The sequence below is a fragment of the Sphingomonas sp. genome (assembly GCF_036731925.1).
Lineage (GTDB): Bacteria > Pseudomonadota > Alphaproteobacteria > Sphingomonadales > Sphingomonadaceae > Sphingomonas.
The window spans coordinates 1,060,660-1,076,945 of the sequence record NZ_DAINDJ010000001.1 but is presented as its reverse complement, the minus strand read 5'-3'; the positions used below and the strand labels follow the sequence as shown (position 1 = coordinate 1,076,945).

Below are 16,286 nucleotides of genomic sequence, written 5' to 3'. Positions count from 1 at the left end.
CGGGCCGGTGTTTGAAGTTTCTGGGACGATGGAGACGGCTATGCTTAAGATTCGCAAGTTCATCAAGAATTCCAAGGCCGCGACGGCCATTGAATATGGCCTGATCGCCGCCCTGATCGCCGTCGCCGCGATCGCCGCCATGCGTGGTCTGGGCAGCAGCCTGAACACCACCTTCAGCAACGTCAGCTCGGCCATGAAGGGCTAAGCCACGGCTCGCCCATGTGAGTCGACGGAGGCGCTGCCGGGCATCTCCGTCACCCTGACCTTCGAAGAGGAGAGTTTCCGCATGAGAACGCTTCGCAAGCTGATTGGGAACAGCAAGGCCGCGACCGCAATCGAATACGGCCTGATCGCCGCGCTGATCGCCGTTGCCGCGATTGCTGCCATGCGTGGTCTGGGCAGCAGCCTGAACACCACCTTCAGCAACGTCAGCTCGAACATGCAGCCGTCTTGACGGACGCTGTTCCTGCTGGCTGAAAAAAGGGGCTGCGCAACGCGTCAGCCCCTTTTGCGTTTCAGATGCGGCCCATCGCCAGGAACTTGGCGCGACGCGCCTGGCGCAGCGATTCCGGCGACATGGCGGAAAGTCCTTCCAGCGCCTTCTCGATCGCATCGCCCAGCGCCTGCACCGCCTGGCCCGGCGCACGATGCGCGCCTCCGAGCGGCTCCGGCACGATGCCATCGATCACCTTCAGCTCCTTCAGGTGCTGCGCAGTGACCTTCATCGCCTCGGCGGCGTCTGCCGCCTTGTCGGCGGTGCGCCACAGGATCGAGGCGCAGCCTTCCGGCGAAATCACCGAATAGACCGCGTGCTCCATCATCAGTACCTGGTTGCCCGCCGCCAGCGCCACCGCGCCGCCCGAACCGCCTTCGCCGAGAATCGAGGCGACCAGCGGCACGCCGAGTGCGAGGCACGCCTCGGTGGAACGCGCGATGGCTTCGGCCTGGCCGCGCTCCTCTGCCTGCACGCCCGGGAATGCGCCCGAGGTATCGACCAGCGTGATCACCGGGATCCCGAACCGGTCGGCGAGCTTCATCAGGCGGATCGCCTTGCGATAGCCTTCCGGCTTGCCCATGCCGAAATTGTGCTTGAGCCTGCTGGCGGTATCGTCGCCCTTTTCGTGGCCGATCACCATCACGCGGCGGCCGCGGAACCGGCCGAGGCCGCCGATGATCGCAGCGTCGTCCGCAAAGGCACGGTCGCCGCCCAGCGGCATGAAGTCTTCGATCAGCCCGGCGACATAGTGCTTGAAGTGCGGGCGCTCGGGATGGCGGGCGACCTGCGTCTTCTGCCACGGCGTCAGCTTGGCATAGGTGTCGAGCAGCAACTTGTCCGATTTGGCCTGGAGCGGGGCGATCTCGGCGGCGATGTCCACTTCGCCACCCTGGGCGGCGCTGCGCAGCTCGTCGATCTTGCCCTGGAGCTCGGCAATCGGCTTCTCGAAGTCGAGGAATGTCGTCATGGGCGTGGCGCTACGCGGAGCCGCGCTTCGCGTCAACGAGGGCCTCGCCCAACGGATGTCTCTCGTTGACCAGTTCGACCAGCCGGCGGCTGTCGACATGGGTGTAGATTTCGGTGGTGGCGATGTCGGCATGGCCCAGCATCGCCTGCAGCGCGCGCAGGTCCGCGCCCCCTTCCAGCAAATGGGTCGCAAAGGCGTGGCGGAGGACGTGGGGGCTTACCCGCTCGGGGGGAATTCCGGCGATGCCGGCCAGCGCGCGGACAATCTGGTAGAGCCGCACGCGCGTCAGGTGCTTCTTGCCCGAGGGGAATAGCCATGGATTATCCGGCGGCACCTGTCCGCGCCACACCGCCACCGCCGCGCGGGCGCGATCGGAGATGGGCACCAGTCGCTCGCGACCGCCCTTGCCCTTGAGGATAAGGAACGGGCGATCGGGATGGACGGCATTCCGCGGCAAGGAGACCAGCTCGGTCGCGCGCAGGCCCGAGCCGTACAGCAGCTCGATCAGCGCGGCGAGCCGCAGGTCGAGCGGATCGGGCGGCACCCGCGCCTGCCGCTCGGCGATCGCGGCGAACATCGCGTCGACATCGCTGGTACTGAGGATCTTGGGCAGACGCCGCGCAGTGCCGGGGCGCGGCAGAGCGTTACCGGGATCGTCCGCCCGGTGCCCCTCCTCCGCCAGAAAGGCAAAGAAGCGTCGCAGCGCCGCCGACTTGCGCGCGACGGTGGAGCGGGCGAGTTCCTCCCAGCCGCCGGCCAGGCGCTCGATCTCCTGCCGGCCCGCACCCGCCAGGTGACCGCCGAGTGCCTCGGATGCAAGCCGCAGGTCGGTGCCATAGGCCGCGACCGTGTTCGCCGCCGCACCGGATTCGGCGCGGAGCATCTCCAGGAAGCGTTCGATCAGGTCGCGATCGGCGCTCACGCGGCGCGCGTGACCGCCTCCACGGCGATCATCCGGGCATAGTTGGCCATCCCCGCCGCCCGCATCGCTGCGACGATGTGGTAGAGTGCCTCCGGCGTCACCTGGTCCCAGCGCGGCGACTGCATCCCCACCCCGGCGAGCAGCGCGACCATGCCGGGCTGGTTGCGGGCCCCGGCGCGGTCGATCGCCTGGGTCCAGCTGTTGACGCCGCCGATGCCTACCTTGGTCGCCTCGGCACCGCGTTGCGCGTCCGCCGACGACAGCCGCCCCAGACCCGCCAGTCCCGCCAGCAGCATCGCCGCCTTGCGCGGGCTCGCCGACCCGGCATAGCGCTCGAAATCGCCGTAGCCGACGGTGCCCGATCCCTCGGCGAGCGCGAGAAGCGCCCAGCCCTCGCTACCCGGCGCGACGACGCCGCGCCATTGCAGCGCCGCCGAATCATAGCCGGCAGACAACATCGAGGCGATCAGCCGATCCGGTTCCGCCACGTTCTTGTTGGCGGGAATCCAGGCAGCGGCCTTGGCGGTAAGCACCAGACGGGCATAGCGAAGGCGCGGGCTTTCGGCCGCATCCCACAGGCTCTTCATCGCCTGCACCCGCTCGCTGGCCGAACCGGTATAGGCGCCGCGCAGGTCGCGCACCGTCTTCTGCAGCGGATCGGGTACGTCGCTCGCCTGGTCGAGCTCGGCATAGAGATCGACGAGCGCAGCGTTCGACAGCACGCCCGCGGCGGCGGCCAGTTCGGCTGCTCCGGCCCGGTTGACGGGCGACACCGCCGGTGAAAGGGCCTGCCAGTAGCGAAACTCCGGGCCGACCGTGGCGAACAGATTGTCCGGGATATCGACGCCCGCAGCGATCGCCATCCCGAACCGCCAGGCCGAAAGCGCCGGTACGCCGACCCAGTCGATCGTCACCGCGCGACGCGAATCGGCGCCCATCCCCACCACCTTGGTGGCGAGCAGGGTATCGAGGTCGTTGCGGGGCCTGCCCTTGCCTGCCGCGTCCAGCCGCTGGTCCGCTTCGCTCGGCTTGCCGGCGAGCCCGGCGCAGATCGCCTGGGCGAGCGCCCAGCCGCGATCCGGGATGTTGGAGGCTGCATCATCGACGATCGGGCACACCGATGCCGGATCACCGGTCGCGAGCGCCACCTGCATCGCCACCCGATCGAGCGCGTTGGTGTAATCGTCGATATCGACATAGCTGACCAGGCCGCGCGCGGCGGTCGCCTCGCCCATGCGAAGCAGCAGCCAGGCGCGCTCGGCCGCATAGTCCGCGCCGTCGAGCCCGCGCGGCGTCTCCAGCGGCGACATCAGCGCGCGGCGGAGCGCGATCGAAACCCAGCGTGAAGCGACCGGCGCAGCCAGGCGGCGCATCAGGGTCGTCTGGGTGGCGCCGGGCACGTCGCCGAACGCATCGGCCGGGAACGGCGCGTTGCCTGCGGCCAGGATGCCGACGCGATTGAGCGGGCGGCGCACGCCCTTGGGAAGATCATATTGCGAGAGGTCGATCGCCGGTGCGGCGGCGACGCTGGCATTGCTTTCCTCGACGTCGAACGCGTCAGGGCCCATGTCGCCACCGGCTGGCGCCGCATCACCACGCGGAGACGGCACTGCTGCCGGCGCAGCGCTGGGCGTCGGCGTCGGGCGCGCGGAAGGTTGCTGCCGCGGCGCCGGCTGGTCGAAGCCGGGCGGCAACAGCGATTCGGGCGCTTTCTGCTGCTGGCTGAACGCCGGCACCCCGATCGCGGCAAGCAGGCCTGCGGCGATCGCGAGGCGCGACGCCCTAGTTGGCGAGGTTTTCAAGCGCGACCGCCTTCTCCATGCGCACCGGCTCCTTGACGGTGTTGCGGCCGGCCAGGGCGAACATGCCACCCACCAGAACCACCAGAATCACGAGCAACACGACAAGCATACGCGGCATGAAAAACAGTCCATTCCTTGAGCGTACGGGCCTTTTGCCCGAGACGGTCCCTCGCTGTATAGCCCTTCGCACGATGTTACAAACGCATGCGCAACTTCCACACTGGACCGGCAAGCCGATCGTACTGGTCGGGCTGATGGGAGCCGGAAAAACCACGGTAGGGCGCCGCCTCGCCCAGCGCCTGCGGCTTCCATTCGTCGATGCCGACGCGGAAATCGAATCGGCGGCAGGCATGTCCGTGTCGGACATCTTCGCCAAGTTCGGCGAACCGCATTTCCGCGACGGCGAACGGCGGGTGATTGCCCGGCTGGTCGACGGCACGCCCAAGGTGATCGCCACCGGCGGCGGCGCGTTCATCAACGACGAGACGCGGGCGCTGATCCTCGACCAGGCGATCTCGATCTGGCTGGACGCGGAGCCCGCGGTTCTGGCCGACCGCGTGCGGCGTCGCGACACGCGGCCGCTGCTGCGCGGCAAGGACCCGCTGGCGACGCTCACCGAACTCGCGCAGGTGCGCAATCCCTATTACGCGCTTGCCGAGATCCGGGTGCCCAGCGTAGCCGCACCCCACGAAACCACCGTCGAAGCGATCCTGAAGGCTCTCCGCACGTGACCATTATCCCCGTTGCCCTGGGCGCACGCAGCTATGACGTGCGCATCGAACCCGGCTTGCTGGCACGTGCGGGCGAGGTCCTCGCACCCCTGTCGCGCGGACGGCCGATGCCGATCGTGACCGACACCAACCTGGGCGCCCATTGCGAAGCGCTGGTCGCCAGCCTTGCCGCCGCCGGCGTCTCCGCGCCGGTCCTCACGCTGCCGGCGGGTGAAGGGACCAAGAGCTGGGCGCAGCTCGAGGCGCTGACCGATTGGCTGCTCGATCAGGGCGTGGTGCGCAGCGATCATGTGATCGCCCTGGGCGGCGGCGTGATCGGCGACCTGGTCGGCTTCGCGACCAGCATCCTCAAGCGCGGCTGCAACTTCGTCCAGATCCCCACTACGCTGCTGGCGCAGGTCGACAGTTCGGTGGGCGGCAAGACGGCGATCAATTCCAGGGCAGGCAAGAACCTGATCGGCGCGTTCCACCAGCCGGCAGTGGTGCTGATCGACCCGCAGGTGCTGGACAGCCTGCCCCAGCGCCAGCTGCGCGCCGGCTATGCCGAAGTGGCGAAATACGGGCTGATCGACGACGCCGACTTTTTCGCCTGGTGCGAGGCCAACGCCGCCGCGCTGTTCGCGGGCGATCCCGACGCGCGGGCGCATGCGATCGGCCATTCGGTGGCGGCAAAGGCGCGGATCGTCGCCGCCGACGAGCGCGAGACCACGGGCACCCGGGCGCTGCTCAACCTGGGCCATACCTTCGGCCATGCGCTGGAAGCGGAGACAGGCTTTTCGGACAAGCTGCTCCACGGCGAAGCGGTCGCGGCAGGCATGGCGCTCGCCTTTGCATTCTCGGCCGAACAGGGGCTTTGCCCGGCCGAGGGTGCGGTGCGGGTGGCTGCGCATCTGCGCGCGGTGGGCCTGCCGGACGGGCTGGCGGCTGCAGGGGTAACGGCGGACGGCAAGACGCTGGTCGGCCACATGCTCCACGACAAGAAGATGGAGGGGAACACCCTGCCCTTCCTGCTCGCCCGCGGCATTGGGCAGACCTATCTGGACAAGACGGTGGACCTGGAGAAGGTCGCAGCGTTCCTGGATACGCAGCGCTGAACCGATCTTAAGCCCCTACCCTTCCGGCAAGGATTGGAGTGGGGCTGTGTCTCACCGGAACCAACGTCCGGTCTGGCATCCCTCCACCCCCAACCCCTCCTCCCGGGAGGAGGGACCTTTCTCTTTAGCGGTTCGCCCGCTCGATTACCGCGGTCACCAGCGCAATGCGTTCGACGTCCGCGTACGCCGCCGTCTCCAGCTCTTCGCCGAACACGTCCGGGTCGATTTCCCCGTAACGGAGCCGGCAGCCTTCCGCCGCGGCAAGCTGCACCAGCCGATCGTGCAACCCGTCCGCACCGCGCACGATCGCGCTGCCCGTGTAGAGCAGGAACCGCCCGCCCGGTGCGAGCCGCGGCACCGCTTCGCACGCCATGGACAAGGCGACACCAGCGCCATGCAGTTCGCCGCCGTCTCGATAGGCGCGCCCTGCTGGATCGATGATATAGGGCGGGTTCGCCAGGACCAGATCGAGGTCGCCGCGGATGCCCGACAAGTCGTCGCCCTCCACGAACCGCGCCGCCACGCCCGCGGCTTGCGCATTCGCCTGCGCGAAGCGGAGCGCCGCCGGATTGATGTCGGTCATCACGATCTCAACCTTCGGGCAGCAATGCGCGGCGGCGATCGCTCCCGCACCGGTGCCGGTGCCGATATCCACCAGCGTCGCGCCCTCCCGCTCCGGGCACCGCCGCAGCTCCTCGGCGATGAAGCGCGCGAAGCGATAGCTGTCCGGGCCGAAGAACACCGCGTCCCGGTCCTCCGTGGGATAGGCGGAATGCACGAGCAGATCCGGGCCCAGCGTCGACACGCGCACCTTGCTCCGCAGCGTCGCGCCTTTCGTCTCGATCAGGTCCGCGGATTCGAGCGCACGGCACAGGGAAGCGTCGAGCAGGTCGGCGTCGAAAGGGAGGCTCCAGCCGAAAATGTCCCGCAGGTCGGCGGCACGTTGCCGATCCGGCCGCGCCAATATCCGCGCATGGGTAGCGGGCGTGGGCGTGATGAAGCGGTAATCCTGTGCCTTCAGAAAGGCGATCAGCGTCTGCAGCACCGCCTCGGCATCCGACACCGCAGGACGTTCCGCCACCAGCAATCCCATGCATACCCCCGTCATCAATCCCCGCATCAACGCCGGGAGGCCGGCGGAGGCTCCACGATCGGGCGGGTTAAGTGGCTGATCCACGGCAAGTGACGCCACGGGGACTGCGCGCGTTCCTACAGGGCCGACCTGCCCTTGCCCCCCGCCGCGCCAGGGCCTAGCTCGATGCCATGCGCATCCTGACCCTGGCCCTCGCCGCTTCGACCATGCTCGTCTCCCCCGCACTCGCCCAGCAGGCGGCGCCGGCGCCGATCCTCACCACACCCGAGGCGAAGGATGTGTGGACCTATGCGCGGCCGGAAGTCGCCCGCGTAACCCATGTCGCGCTGGACCTGCGCGCGGACTTCGCCACCAAGACATTGCGCGGAACCGCTACGCTCGACCTTCTCGCCGCCGCGAACGCGACGGAGATCGTGCTCGACGAGGACGGGCTGGTGATCGCCAAGGTGACCGACGCAGCCGGGAAGCCGCTGCCCTTCACGGTCGGGGTCGCCAAGCCCGATCTCGGCGCGCCGCTTAACGTTCAGCTGAACGGCGCGCGCAAGATCATCCTCCATTATGCGACCGCCCCCGGCGCGTCGGCGCTGCAATGGCTCGCGCCCGCGCTGACCGCCGGCAAGAAGAAGCCGTACCTGTTCAGCCAGGGCCAGCCGATCAACAACCGCAGCTGGATCCCCACCCAGGACAGCCCCGGCATCCGCCAGACCTGGTCCGCGACGCTCACCGTCCCTGCCGATCTCGTAGCAGTGGCGAGCGGCGAGCGGATCGACGGCGCCAAGGGCGTGCCGGCGGGCAAGGGCTGGCACAAGTTCCGCTTCCGGATGGACAAGCCGGTGCCGCCGTACCTGATCGCCTTCGCGGTCGGCGACCTCGCCTTCCAGCCCGTCGGCCCGCGCGCCGGCGTGTGGACCGAGCCGAGCATGCTGGCTGCCGCCGCGAAGGAAGTGGCCGATGTCGAGAAGATGATCGATGCGGCGCAGGCGCTGTACGGCCCCTATCGCTGGGGCCGCTACGACATGCTCGTCCTGCCGCCGAGCTTCCCGTACGGCGGCATGGAGAACCCCACCCTCACCTTCCTGACGCCGACGATCATCACCGGTGACAAGTCGAACGTGGACGTGGTGGCGCACGAACTGGCGCATAGCTGGTCAGGCAATCTCGTCACCAACGCCACCTGGTCGGACAGCTGGCTGAACGAGGGATTCACCACATACTTCGAGAACCGCATCATGGAGGCGGTGTACGGCAAGGAGCGCGCCGCAACCGACGCCGATCTCGAATGGGACGGCCTCCAGAAGGACATCGCCAATGCCGGCGGCATGGAGGCCGCCACGACGCGGCTGCACGGCGATCCGGGCGCGACCTTCGGCCAGCTCGATTACTTCAAGGGCTCGACCTTCCTGCGCACGATCGAGCGGACGGTCGGCCGTGCGCGCTGGGACGTCTATCTGCGCGGCTATTTCGATCGCCACGCCTTCCAGCCCCAGACCACCGCCGGGTTCCTGGCGGACCTGCGCGCGAACCTGATCCAGGGCGATGCCGGGCTGGAGGCCAATCTCCAGCTTGACAAATGGGCTTATGCCGCCGGGCTGCCGAACAATGCCGTCCATGTGGAGTCGGCGACGCTCAAGGCGGTCGACGCACAGCTGGCGGCGGTGAACGCCGGCGGCCCGGTTTCGGCAGTGCACCCGCAGGGCTGGGCGACCCAGCAATGGCTGCGCTTCCTCAATGGCCTGAACCGCCAGCAGACGCCGGCGCGGCTGAAGGAACTGGACGAGACGCTGGGTCTGTCGGCCTCGAACAACGCCTATGTCCGCTCCGCCTGGGGCGAGCTGGCGATCGCCAACCGCTATGATCCCGCGGTGCCGAGCATCGGCAAGCTGGTCGGCAGCGTCGGCCGAGGCCTGCTGATCTACCCGATCTACAAGGATCTGGTGGCGCAGGGCGACTGGGGCAAGCCGATCGCGCGGCGCTTCTACGAGGCCTCGAAGGCGAGCTACCACCCCACCGTCGCGGCGGGCGTGGCCAAGATCGTCGGCGCGGAGTGATCCTGTGCCGCGCGGCGTCGCCAAACGGGATCTGCCCACCAAGACCTGCCCGGTCTGCCAGCGCCCCTTCGCCTGGCGGAAGAAGTGGGAGCGGGACTGGGAGAAGGTGATCTACTGCTCCGATCGCTGCCGGCGAGCGGGGAAGTAGCAGCATCTATCAAGCCCCTCCCCTTCAGGGGAGGGGTTGGGGTGGGGGACGACCGGCGAGCGAAGGACTCGCTTCGGGTTCAGGCCCCGCCCCAGCCCATCCCCCGAAGGGGACGGGCTTGGACATCACTGATAGCGCAGCGTTTTCCCGAACCCGGTATTCGTCTTGGTCATCTTGGCGAGCTTGCGGATATAGGCCTTCACCTCGCGCTCGAAGCGCTGCTCGCTGCGTACCCCGGCCCGGTAGAAATCATCCTTTGCCAGCAGTGCCTTCAGCGCTTCCGCCAGCCGGACCTGATCGTCCACCGCATCGCTGTGGCGGAACTGCTCGCACACCCATTCCTCGGCGGCGGCCTTGTCATACTCGTCCTCGCGATCGCGGCCGTAGCGGTCTGCGACGTCCTGGTCCGATCGCGCGGACTTGATCCGCCGCTCGAGCCAGAGGCGGACCTGTGCCGGGTCCCAGGGCGCTTGCGCGTCCGTCATGCGCGAGCCCTGAATGCCAGCGCCCAGGCCAGCCACAGCCAGCCGAGGATCAACCCCGCGCCGCCGATCGGCGTCACCGCGCCCAGCCAGCGCGGCAGGCCCAGCGCCATCAGGTACAGCGTTCCTGCGAACACGAACCCGCCGCCGACGAACAACGCCGCCGGCGCCCGCGCGGCGAATTGCAGCGCCACCAGTGCCGCCACCGCGTGAACCAGCTGATACTGGCCGCCGGTCTTGAGCCACTCGACGGCCTCGCCTTGTGCACCGTGCGCGCCAAAGGCGCCTGCCGTCACCGCCATCGCACCCGACAGCGCCGCCAGCGCTGCGATCCAGTTCATGCTTCCGCTCCCAACTCAACCATCGCCCCGGTCCTGCACCGCCGCGGCAGCCGCAGCCGACTGGCTGAACATGCCGTCGCGACCGGCATAGAGATCGCCGGTCTCCTTCTGCTGCGTCAGCCGCTCGATGTCCCGGCGGCGATATTCAGCCTCGGTCTTGTCGATTTCGGCTCCGTCGACGCCGACCGCGTCCATTGCCCGGCGCGCCATCACCACCGCGCTTTCCATCACCTCGCGCACCACGCCACTCAGCGGCGCGCCCTTCAGCTTCATGATGCTGCGCCGATCATAGGCGCGCACGAAGATGCTGGCCTTGGGGAATGCTGCGTGCACGCCTTCCACCACCTCGGTGTCTACGGCGTCGCCATCCTGGCAGAACAGGAGCAGTTCGGCCTCCCCGGCGCCCGCCTGGCGCAGCAGATCGATCCGGGTGCCGTCGCCATAATAGACCTTCATGCCGAAGCTGCCGGCGGTCTCGATCATCTCGACGTCGCGGTCGATGATGGTGACGGGAATGCCTTGCGCGATCAGCATCTGGGCCACCGTCTGGCCGAAGCGCCCATAGCCGACCACCACGGCGTTGGCGCCCTCCTGTCGCGGCCCGTCCGGAAGCGCGCCTGCCTTGGGCGGCTCCGCGCGAAAGCGCCGAGTGGCCATCATCAGGAACGGCGTCGTCGCCATCGAGACGGTGACGATCGCGCTGAACACGCTGGCGGCCTGCGGCTCGATCAGCAGCGCCTTCTGCGCCTGGGCGAACAGCACGAAGCCGAATTCACCGCCTTGGGACAAGAGTACGCCGAGCGCGAAGGCGCCACGCGGCTTCATGCCGAACAGGAGCGCGAGCCCCATGATCAGCGCGGCCTTGGCGGCGATCAGGGCCAGTGCCATGCCGGCGACGAAGAAGGGCCTCTCGGCGATGGCGTGGAGGTCGAGCGTCATGCCGACCGCGACGAAGAACAGCCCGAGCAGGATCGCCCGGAACGGCTCCACGTCCGCTTCGATCTCGTGCCGGAACGGCGAATCGGCCAGCATCACGCCGGCGATGAACGCGCCCAGCGCGGCGGAGAGGCCCAGCGCCTCCATCACCGCAGCGCTGGCGATCACCGTCAGGAGGCCTGCGAAGACGAACATCTCGCGCTCGTCGAGATTGCCGATCAGCCGGAACAGCGGCCGCAGCAGGAATCGCCCGGCTACGACAAGCCCGACGATCGCGCCGACGGTGTAGAGCCCCAGCAGCCAGCCCGGCGGCCCGCCCTGATCGGCCGGATTGCGCGACAGCGCGGCGACGATGGTGATCAGCGGGACGATCGAGAGATCCTGGAACAGCAGGATCGCGAAGGCGCGCTCGCCGAAGGGCGTACGCAGGCGGCCCGCCGATTGCAGCAGGGGGAGCACCTGCGCGGTCGAGGACAACCCCATCGGCAACCCCAGCGCGAGCGCCGCGGCGAGCGTGGATCCGGTCACCACCCACACGATCGCCGCAATGGCGAGGCCGCAAAGCGCCACCTGCAGCAGCCCGAGCCCGAAGATGTCGCGCCGCATCCGCCATAATCGCGACGGGCTCAGTTCCAGCCCGACCAGGAAAAGCAGGAGCGCGATGCCGAGCTCGGCAATGCCCATCTTGCCCTCGGCATCGCCGACCAGCCGCAGCACATGCGGGCCGACCAGCGCGCCGGCGACGAGAAAGCCCAGGGTCGCACCGAGCCCGAGCCGCCGGAACAGCAGCACGAAGAACAGCGCGAAGCCCAGCATCGGCACCGCATCCGCCAGCACCGAACCATCCGAAGCATGCTCCATCAGACCCGAGCCTCCGCTGCCTGCGCCGCGGCTTCGGCCGCAGCTTCGAAGGCCAGCCGGATCGAGGCGTGGCGGCCGCGGTGCGGCAACGCCGGGACGAACAGCGCCATGCCGGGCCAGTCGGGCGGTGCGTCGCGTTCGCCGGCGAGCCAGGCCGTGAGTTGGTCGCGCGCGGTGGCGATCTCGGCCGGGGTGCGGCCGACCACCGCCTCCCCCAGCAGCGCCGCCGATGCCTGGCCAAGCGCGCAGGCACGAACGAGCATTCCCACCTGCTCGACCCGCCCTGACGGATCGACGCTGATATCCACCGTCACCCGGCTACCGCACACCGGCGACCGCTTCTCGGCGGTACCGCCGGGCTCCAGCAGCCGCTCGTGATGGGGGATAGCCGCTGCCAGGCGCAGGATTTCCATGTTGTAGAGCGGGGCATTCATGCCTGTGATCTAGGATAGGCGTCCCGCAGTTGCGAGCGCGAATTGCCCTTCCTTGGTATAGCTTGCGCGCGGCCCGCCTTTCCCGAGTCGGGGAGGATCAGTCCACCTTGCGCCGGCGCGGGCGGGCGGCGTCCGGTTCGGCCGCCTCCGTGCTGGCATTGTCGATGCCGAACACCGGCGCGCCCTTGCGGCGGCGATCGACGAAGTCGCCGATCGCGGCGCTGGTGGTGTCGAGCAGCGGGTAGGTGACGGACCTGGTGATCCATTTCGGCCGGTGCGTCCGCCCGCCCTCGAAGGTGTCGAGCACCAGCATCAGCACCAGGAAGCCCATGCTGACCAGGATCAGCCCCTTGGCAACGCCGAAGCCCACGCCCAGCGCGCGGTCGATCGGCCCCAGCATCGAATTGCGCATCTGCCCGCCCAGCGTGTTGGCGATCAGCCGCCCGCCAAAATAGCTGAGCCCGGCGAGCAGCGCGAAGGCGAGCACCGCCGCCCCGCCCTCGGTTCCGATCATCGGCGCGAGCAGCGCGGTGAAGCCGGCATGGAAGAACTTCACCGCCACGACGACGAGGATCCAGGCGAGGAAGGCCAGCACTTCGGTGGTGAAGCCGCGCAGAAAGCCGAGGATCGCCGCGCCGGCGATGATGAGAAGCGTGATGATGTCGAGCCCGGTCATATCCGCTCCTTAGCAGCGTGACGACGCCGGTGAAGAGGTGGCGTGCACCGCTCGTCACGCGCCGCGTTCCCTTTTCGTTTCCACTTCGCTACAGCGAACGCATGGCAAAACTCCAGAAGCGCTATGTCTGTCAGGCCTGCGGGTCGGTGACCTCGAAATGGGCGGGGCAATGCGCCGATTGCGCGGAATGGAACACGCTGGTCGAGGAGGCCGGCGGCCCTGCCACGCCGTTCCAGGCCAAGCACCACCTGCAATCGGGCGGGCGCATGATCCTGCTCTCGGGCCTCGATACCGAAATTGCGCTGCCCGAGCGGATGCCGAGCGGCATCGCGGAATTCGATCGCGCGCTGGGGGGCGGTTTCGTGGAGGGGTCGGCAACGCTGATCGGCGGCGATCCCGGCATCGGCAAGTCGACGCTGCTGCTCCAGGCGGCCGCGAAGATCGCCATGCGCGGGCTTTCGGTCGCCTATGTATCGGGGGAAGAGGCGGCGGACCAGGTCCGGTTGCGCGCGCGGCGACTCGGCCTCGGGCAAGCGCCGGTGCAGCTCGCCGCCGCCACCTCGGTGCGCGACATCCTGACGACGCTGAGCATGGGCACGCCGCCGGACCTGCTGATCATCGATTCGATCCAGACCATGCATTCCGACCTGATCGAGGGCGCGCCGGGAACGGTGAGCCAGGTCCGTGCCAGCGCGCAGGAACTGATTCGCTTCGCCAAGGAGCGCGGGACCGCGCTGGTCATGGTGGGGCACGTGACCAAGGACGGGTCGATCGCCGGGCCGCGGGTGCTCGAACACATGGTCGATACCGTGCTGGCATTCGAAGGCGAACGCAGCCATCTCTACCGGATCCTGCGTGCGGTAAAGAACCGCTTTGGCGGTACCGACGAGATCGGTGTGTTCGCGATGCAGACCGAGGGGCTTGCCGAAGTCGCCAACCCTTCCTCGCTCTTCCTCACCCAGCGCGACGAAAACGTCACGGGGACGGTCGTCTTTCCCGCGCTGGAGGGGACCCGGCCGGTGCTGGTGGAAGTGCAGGCGCTCACCGTGCGGCTGGGATCGGGCGCAACGCCACGGCGATCGGTGGTCGGCTGGGATTCGGCGCGTCTGTCGATGGTGCTGGCCGTCCTCGAGGCGCGCTGCGGCCTCAGCTTCTCGGCGTGCGAAGTGTATCTCAACATCGCCGGGGGCTACCGGATCCAGGATCCGGCCGCCGATCTGGCGGTCGCGGCCGCGCTCGTTTCCGCCTTGTCGGAGCGGCCGATCCCCGCCGATGCGGTGGTCTTTGGGGAAATCGCGCTTTCCGGTGAGGTGCGTCCCGTCGCCCATGCCGCCTTGCGGATGCGCGAATCCTCGAAGCTGGGATTCGAGCAGGCGCTTGCACCCGCCTCTCCCCACGCCAAGGAGAGCGAACCGATGCCCCTGCGGGTGGCGGATTACCGAAGCCTTGCCGCGCTGGTGGAGCGGCTGCTCGGCAAATAGCTCCATATCTGCATTAATGCGTATTTATGCTGGTATGAACAGCCTCGTTTTGATACATCCAGTACATAACCGGAGGCCACGGTCTGCAGCTTAGACGTTGCCGCCACACGCCCCCGGAACTATTCGACGATCTTTATAGTTCAACCGTGTTAAGTGTTTGCCACAGTTGCGAATAGTTAACACATGCGCGCAGATGCGGGCAAACGGGTGGGGAGCATTGACTTGAAGGTGGGAAAGGACTCTCTGGGGCGAAATCCCATAGGCAGGCTGGGCGCTGCGGCTGCAGCGGTCACTCTCCTTTCGGCCACCTCTGCCGGCATCGCGGTGCCCACGGTGGCGGCTGGAGTGCAGGAGGTTTCCAAGGCTCTCAACGTGCTGACAGCACGATCGCCAGGCGTACGGGAGGCCGGTGCCCACAGCGTCAAGGGCAAGCGGAAATATAGCGCGCTCGCCAAGAAGCCGCGGGACTCGGTGACCCCGGATTCGCTCGCCAAGAATGGTGTGGCCTACCCCACGGCCTTTGATCTTTCGGCAGACCAGGCCCCGGTGCCGGCTTCGCTGCCGCTCCCCGCGGACGTTCCGCTCGATGGGATGATGGTTCTCGCGTCGAATTTCGACACGCTGTCCCCGTTCGCGGACATTGTTCCCGCGCCGGGCCCCGGCAGTTTCACGGGCAACTCGATCGTGCCAAGCGGCATGGGCGGCGGCGGTGGCGGTGGTGTGCCGCCGCTCGGCATTGCGACTCCGACGCCTACACCCACGCCGCAGCCGACACCGACGCCGCAGCCGACACCGACGCCGCAGCCGACTCCGACGCCGCAGCCGACACCAACGCCGCAACCGACCCCGCAGCCAACGCCGACGCCGCAGCCGACGCCGCAGCCTACCCCCGTTCCGACGCCGACGCCTACACCCCCACCGCCTCCTCCTCCGCCGCCGCCCCCTCCTCCTACGCCGACACCTGTCCCGCCGGGCGTTCCAGAGCCTTCGCAGTGGGTTATGCTCGTCACGGCGTTCGGGATCATGGGCGGGGTGATGCGTCGGCGTAACCGGAGCAAAGCCGCGGCTTGATGGGGATGCGGCGCCAACTCGGACTCTGGATCTCGCTCGGAGCGGCCTCGCTGTTGCTGATCACGCTCGCGGCCAAGGCGTTCGTGCCGAAGCCCGTGCAGCAGGCCGCGGCTGCGCGTGCAATGTCCACCGGAGCAAGCAGCGATCGCATCCGTTTCTCCGATAGCGATCAGCAGCAGCTCCGGCTGGGCGACGGCAGCACGCGGGTGGTCCGCAGCCTGCTGCAGGTGCCGAACCGCATGCAGTTCGGCGAGTTTGTCTGGAACGATGCTGGGGTTCCCCCGGGGAGGATCTGGCTGCGCATAGACTTGTCGCGCCAGATCCTCTCGGTATTTCGCGGCGAAGACGAGATCGCGACCAGCGTGGTCCTGTACGGTCAGGACGAAACGCCCACGCCTATCGGCAATTTCCCGATCCGCGGCATGGAGCGGAACCACCGTTCCAACACCTATGACGCCATGATGCCGTTCACGCTGTGGCTGACCAGCGACGGCGTTGCGATCCACGGCAGCAACGTCCGCCAGGGCCTTGCAACCCATGGCTGCATTGGCGTGCCACAGGAATTTGCGAAGCGCCTGTTCGGGGTGGTGAAACGCGGCGACTTGGTATCGGTGGTGCGCTGACGCCAAGGCCGGGGTGCTGATATGCAAGGCCGGGATACGCTGATGCGCAGGCCAAGATGCGCCGACGCTCGAGGCTTGGC

General features: G+C 68.2%; 18 protein-coding genes. 8 read left to right on the top strand and 10 right to left on the bottom strand.

Features of this window, described 5'->3' with window-relative positions:
* The first annotated feature begins 40 nt into the window (after positions 1-40).
* Both V7E00_RS05315 and V7E00_RS05310 read left to right on the top strand, forming a co-directional pair.
* On the top strand, positions 41-205 hold the full coding sequence (locus tag V7E00_RS05315; RefSeq protein WP_333571627.1) for a Flp family type IVb pilin: 165 nt from the start codon (positions 41-43) through the stop codon (positions 203-205).
* 81 nt (positions 206-286) lie between these two features.
* The gene (locus V7E00_RS05310) at positions 287-454 is read left to right on the top strand and encodes a Flp family type IVb pilin (RefSeq protein WP_333571626.1); all 168 of its coding nucleotides are present in this window, start codon (positions 287-289) and stop codon (positions 452-454) included.
* Between the two features lie 61 nt (positions 455-515).
* Here V7E00_RS05310 and V7E00_RS05305 read toward each other — a convergent pair whose 3' ends face one another.
* Genes V7E00_RS05305 through V7E00_RS05290 form a run of 4 tightly spaced genes read right to left on the bottom strand, consistent with a single transcriptional unit; the run spans position 516 to position 4,305 of the window.
* On the bottom strand, positions 516-1,463 hold the full coding sequence (locus tag V7E00_RS05305; protein ID WP_333571625.1) for an acetyl-CoA carboxylase carboxyltransferase subunit alpha: 948 nt from the start codon (positions 1,461-1,463) through the stop codon (positions 516-518).
* 10 nt (positions 1,464-1,473) lie between these two features.
* Positions 1,474-2,385 carry a tyrosine-type recombinase/integrase gene (locus V7E00_RS05300; protein WP_333571624.1) on the bottom strand — a complete coding sequence of 304 codons (912 nt, stop codon included), beginning with the start codon at positions 2,383-2,385 and terminating at the stop codon, positions 1,474-1,476.
* A complete protein-coding gene (locus tag V7E00_RS05295; RefSeq protein WP_333571623.1) occupies positions 2,382-4,187 on the bottom strand; it encodes a hypothetical protein in 1,806 nt (601 codons plus the stop codon). The genes V7E00_RS05300 and V7E00_RS05295 overlap by 4 nt, the downstream gene beginning before the upstream one ends.
* The gene (locus V7E00_RS05290) at positions 4,168-4,305 is read right to left on the bottom strand and encodes a hypothetical protein (protein ID WP_164521922.1); all 138 of its coding nucleotides are present in this window, start codon (positions 4,303-4,305) and stop codon (positions 4,168-4,170) included. Before V7E00_RS05290 ends, V7E00_RS05295 begins: the two co-directional genes overlap by 20 nt.
* Before the next feature lie 73 nt (positions 4,306-4,378).
* On the opposite strand from V7E00_RS05290, the gene V7E00_RS05285 reads away from it, so the two are divergent.
* Positions 4,379-4,918, top strand: coding sequence for a shikimate kinase (locus V7E00_RS05285; protein ID WP_333571622.1), 540 nt, complete (start codon positions 4,379-4,381; stop codon positions 4,916-4,918).
* The gene (aroB, locus tag V7E00_RS05280; protein ID WP_333571621.1) at positions 4,915-6,012 is read left to right on the top strand and encodes a 3-dehydroquinate synthase; all 1,098 of its coding nucleotides are present in this window, start codon (positions 4,915-4,917) and stop codon (positions 6,010-6,012) included. The genes V7E00_RS05285 and aroB overlap by 4 nt, the downstream gene beginning before the upstream one ends.
* A gap of 124 nt (positions 6,013-6,136) precedes the next feature.
* Here the strand turns inward: aroB and V7E00_RS05275 are convergent, their stop codons facing one another.
* A complete protein-coding gene (locus V7E00_RS05275) occupies positions 6,137-7,105 on the bottom strand; it encodes a methyltransferase (protein WP_333571620.1) in 969 nt (322 codons plus the stop codon).
* Positions 7,106-7,275: 170 nt separating this feature from the next.
* Here V7E00_RS05275 and V7E00_RS05270 point away from each other — a divergent pair, with 170 nt between their 5' ends.
* A complete protein-coding gene (locus tag V7E00_RS05270) occupies positions 7,276-9,153 on the top strand; it encodes a M1 family metallopeptidase (protein ID WP_333571619.1) in 1,878 nt (625 codons plus the stop codon).
* Positions 9,154-9,157: 4 nt separating this feature from the next.
* Positions 9,158-9,301, top strand: coding sequence for a DUF2256 domain-containing protein (locus V7E00_RS05265; protein ID WP_333571618.1), 144 nt, complete (start codon positions 9,158-9,160; stop codon positions 9,299-9,301).
* A gap of 125 nt (positions 9,302-9,426) precedes the next feature.
* Here V7E00_RS05265 and V7E00_RS05260 read toward each other — a convergent pair whose 3' ends face one another.
* The 5 genes from V7E00_RS05260 to V7E00_RS05240 all read right to left on the bottom strand — a co-directional run bounded on the left by V7E00_RS05260 (position 9,427) and on the right by V7E00_RS05240 (position 13,031).
* On the bottom strand, positions 9,427-9,786 hold the full coding sequence (locus V7E00_RS05260) for a hypothetical protein (protein ID WP_333571617.1): 360 nt from the start codon (positions 9,784-9,786) through the stop codon (positions 9,427-9,429).
* Positions 9,783-10,124: a DUF423 domain-containing protein gene (locus V7E00_RS05255; RefSeq protein WP_333571616.1), complete on the bottom strand. Its 342-nt coding sequence runs from the start codon at positions 10,122-10,124 to the stop codon at positions 9,783-9,785. Before V7E00_RS05255 ends, V7E00_RS05260 begins: the two co-directional genes overlap by 4 nt.
* A 15-nt stretch (positions 10,125-10,139) precedes the next feature.
* A complete protein-coding gene (locus V7E00_RS05250; RefSeq protein WP_333571615.1) occupies positions 10,140-11,921 on the bottom strand; it encodes a cation:proton antiporter domain-containing protein in 1,782 nt (593 codons plus the stop codon).
* Positions 11,921-12,355 carry an iron-sulfur cluster assembly scaffold protein gene (locus V7E00_RS05245; RefSeq protein WP_333571614.1) on the bottom strand — a complete coding sequence of 145 codons (435 nt, stop codon included), beginning with the start codon at positions 12,353-12,355 and terminating at the stop codon, positions 11,921-11,923. The genes V7E00_RS05250 and V7E00_RS05245 overlap by 1 nt, the downstream gene beginning before the upstream one ends.
* Positions 12,356-12,452: 97 nt before the next feature.
* The gene (locus V7E00_RS05240) at positions 12,453-13,031 is read right to left on the bottom strand and encodes a CvpA family protein (protein ID WP_333571613.1); all 579 of its coding nucleotides are present in this window, start codon (positions 13,029-13,031) and stop codon (positions 12,453-12,455) included.
* Between the two features lie 101 nt (positions 13,032-13,132).
* On the opposite strand from V7E00_RS05240, the gene radA reads away from it, so the two are divergent.
* Both radA and V7E00_RS05230 read left to right on the top strand, forming a co-directional pair.
* A complete protein-coding gene (gene radA, locus V7E00_RS05235) occupies positions 13,133-14,512 on the top strand; it encodes a DNA repair protein RadA (protein WP_333571612.1) in 1,380 nt (459 codons plus the stop codon).
* Positions 14,513-15,636: 1,124 nt separating this feature from the next.
* Positions 15,637-16,206, top strand: coding sequence for a L,D-transpeptidase (locus V7E00_RS05230; RefSeq protein WP_333571611.1), 570 nt, complete (start codon positions 15,637-15,639; stop codon positions 16,204-16,206).
* The last annotated feature ends 80 nt before the right edge of the window (positions 16,207-16,286 follow it).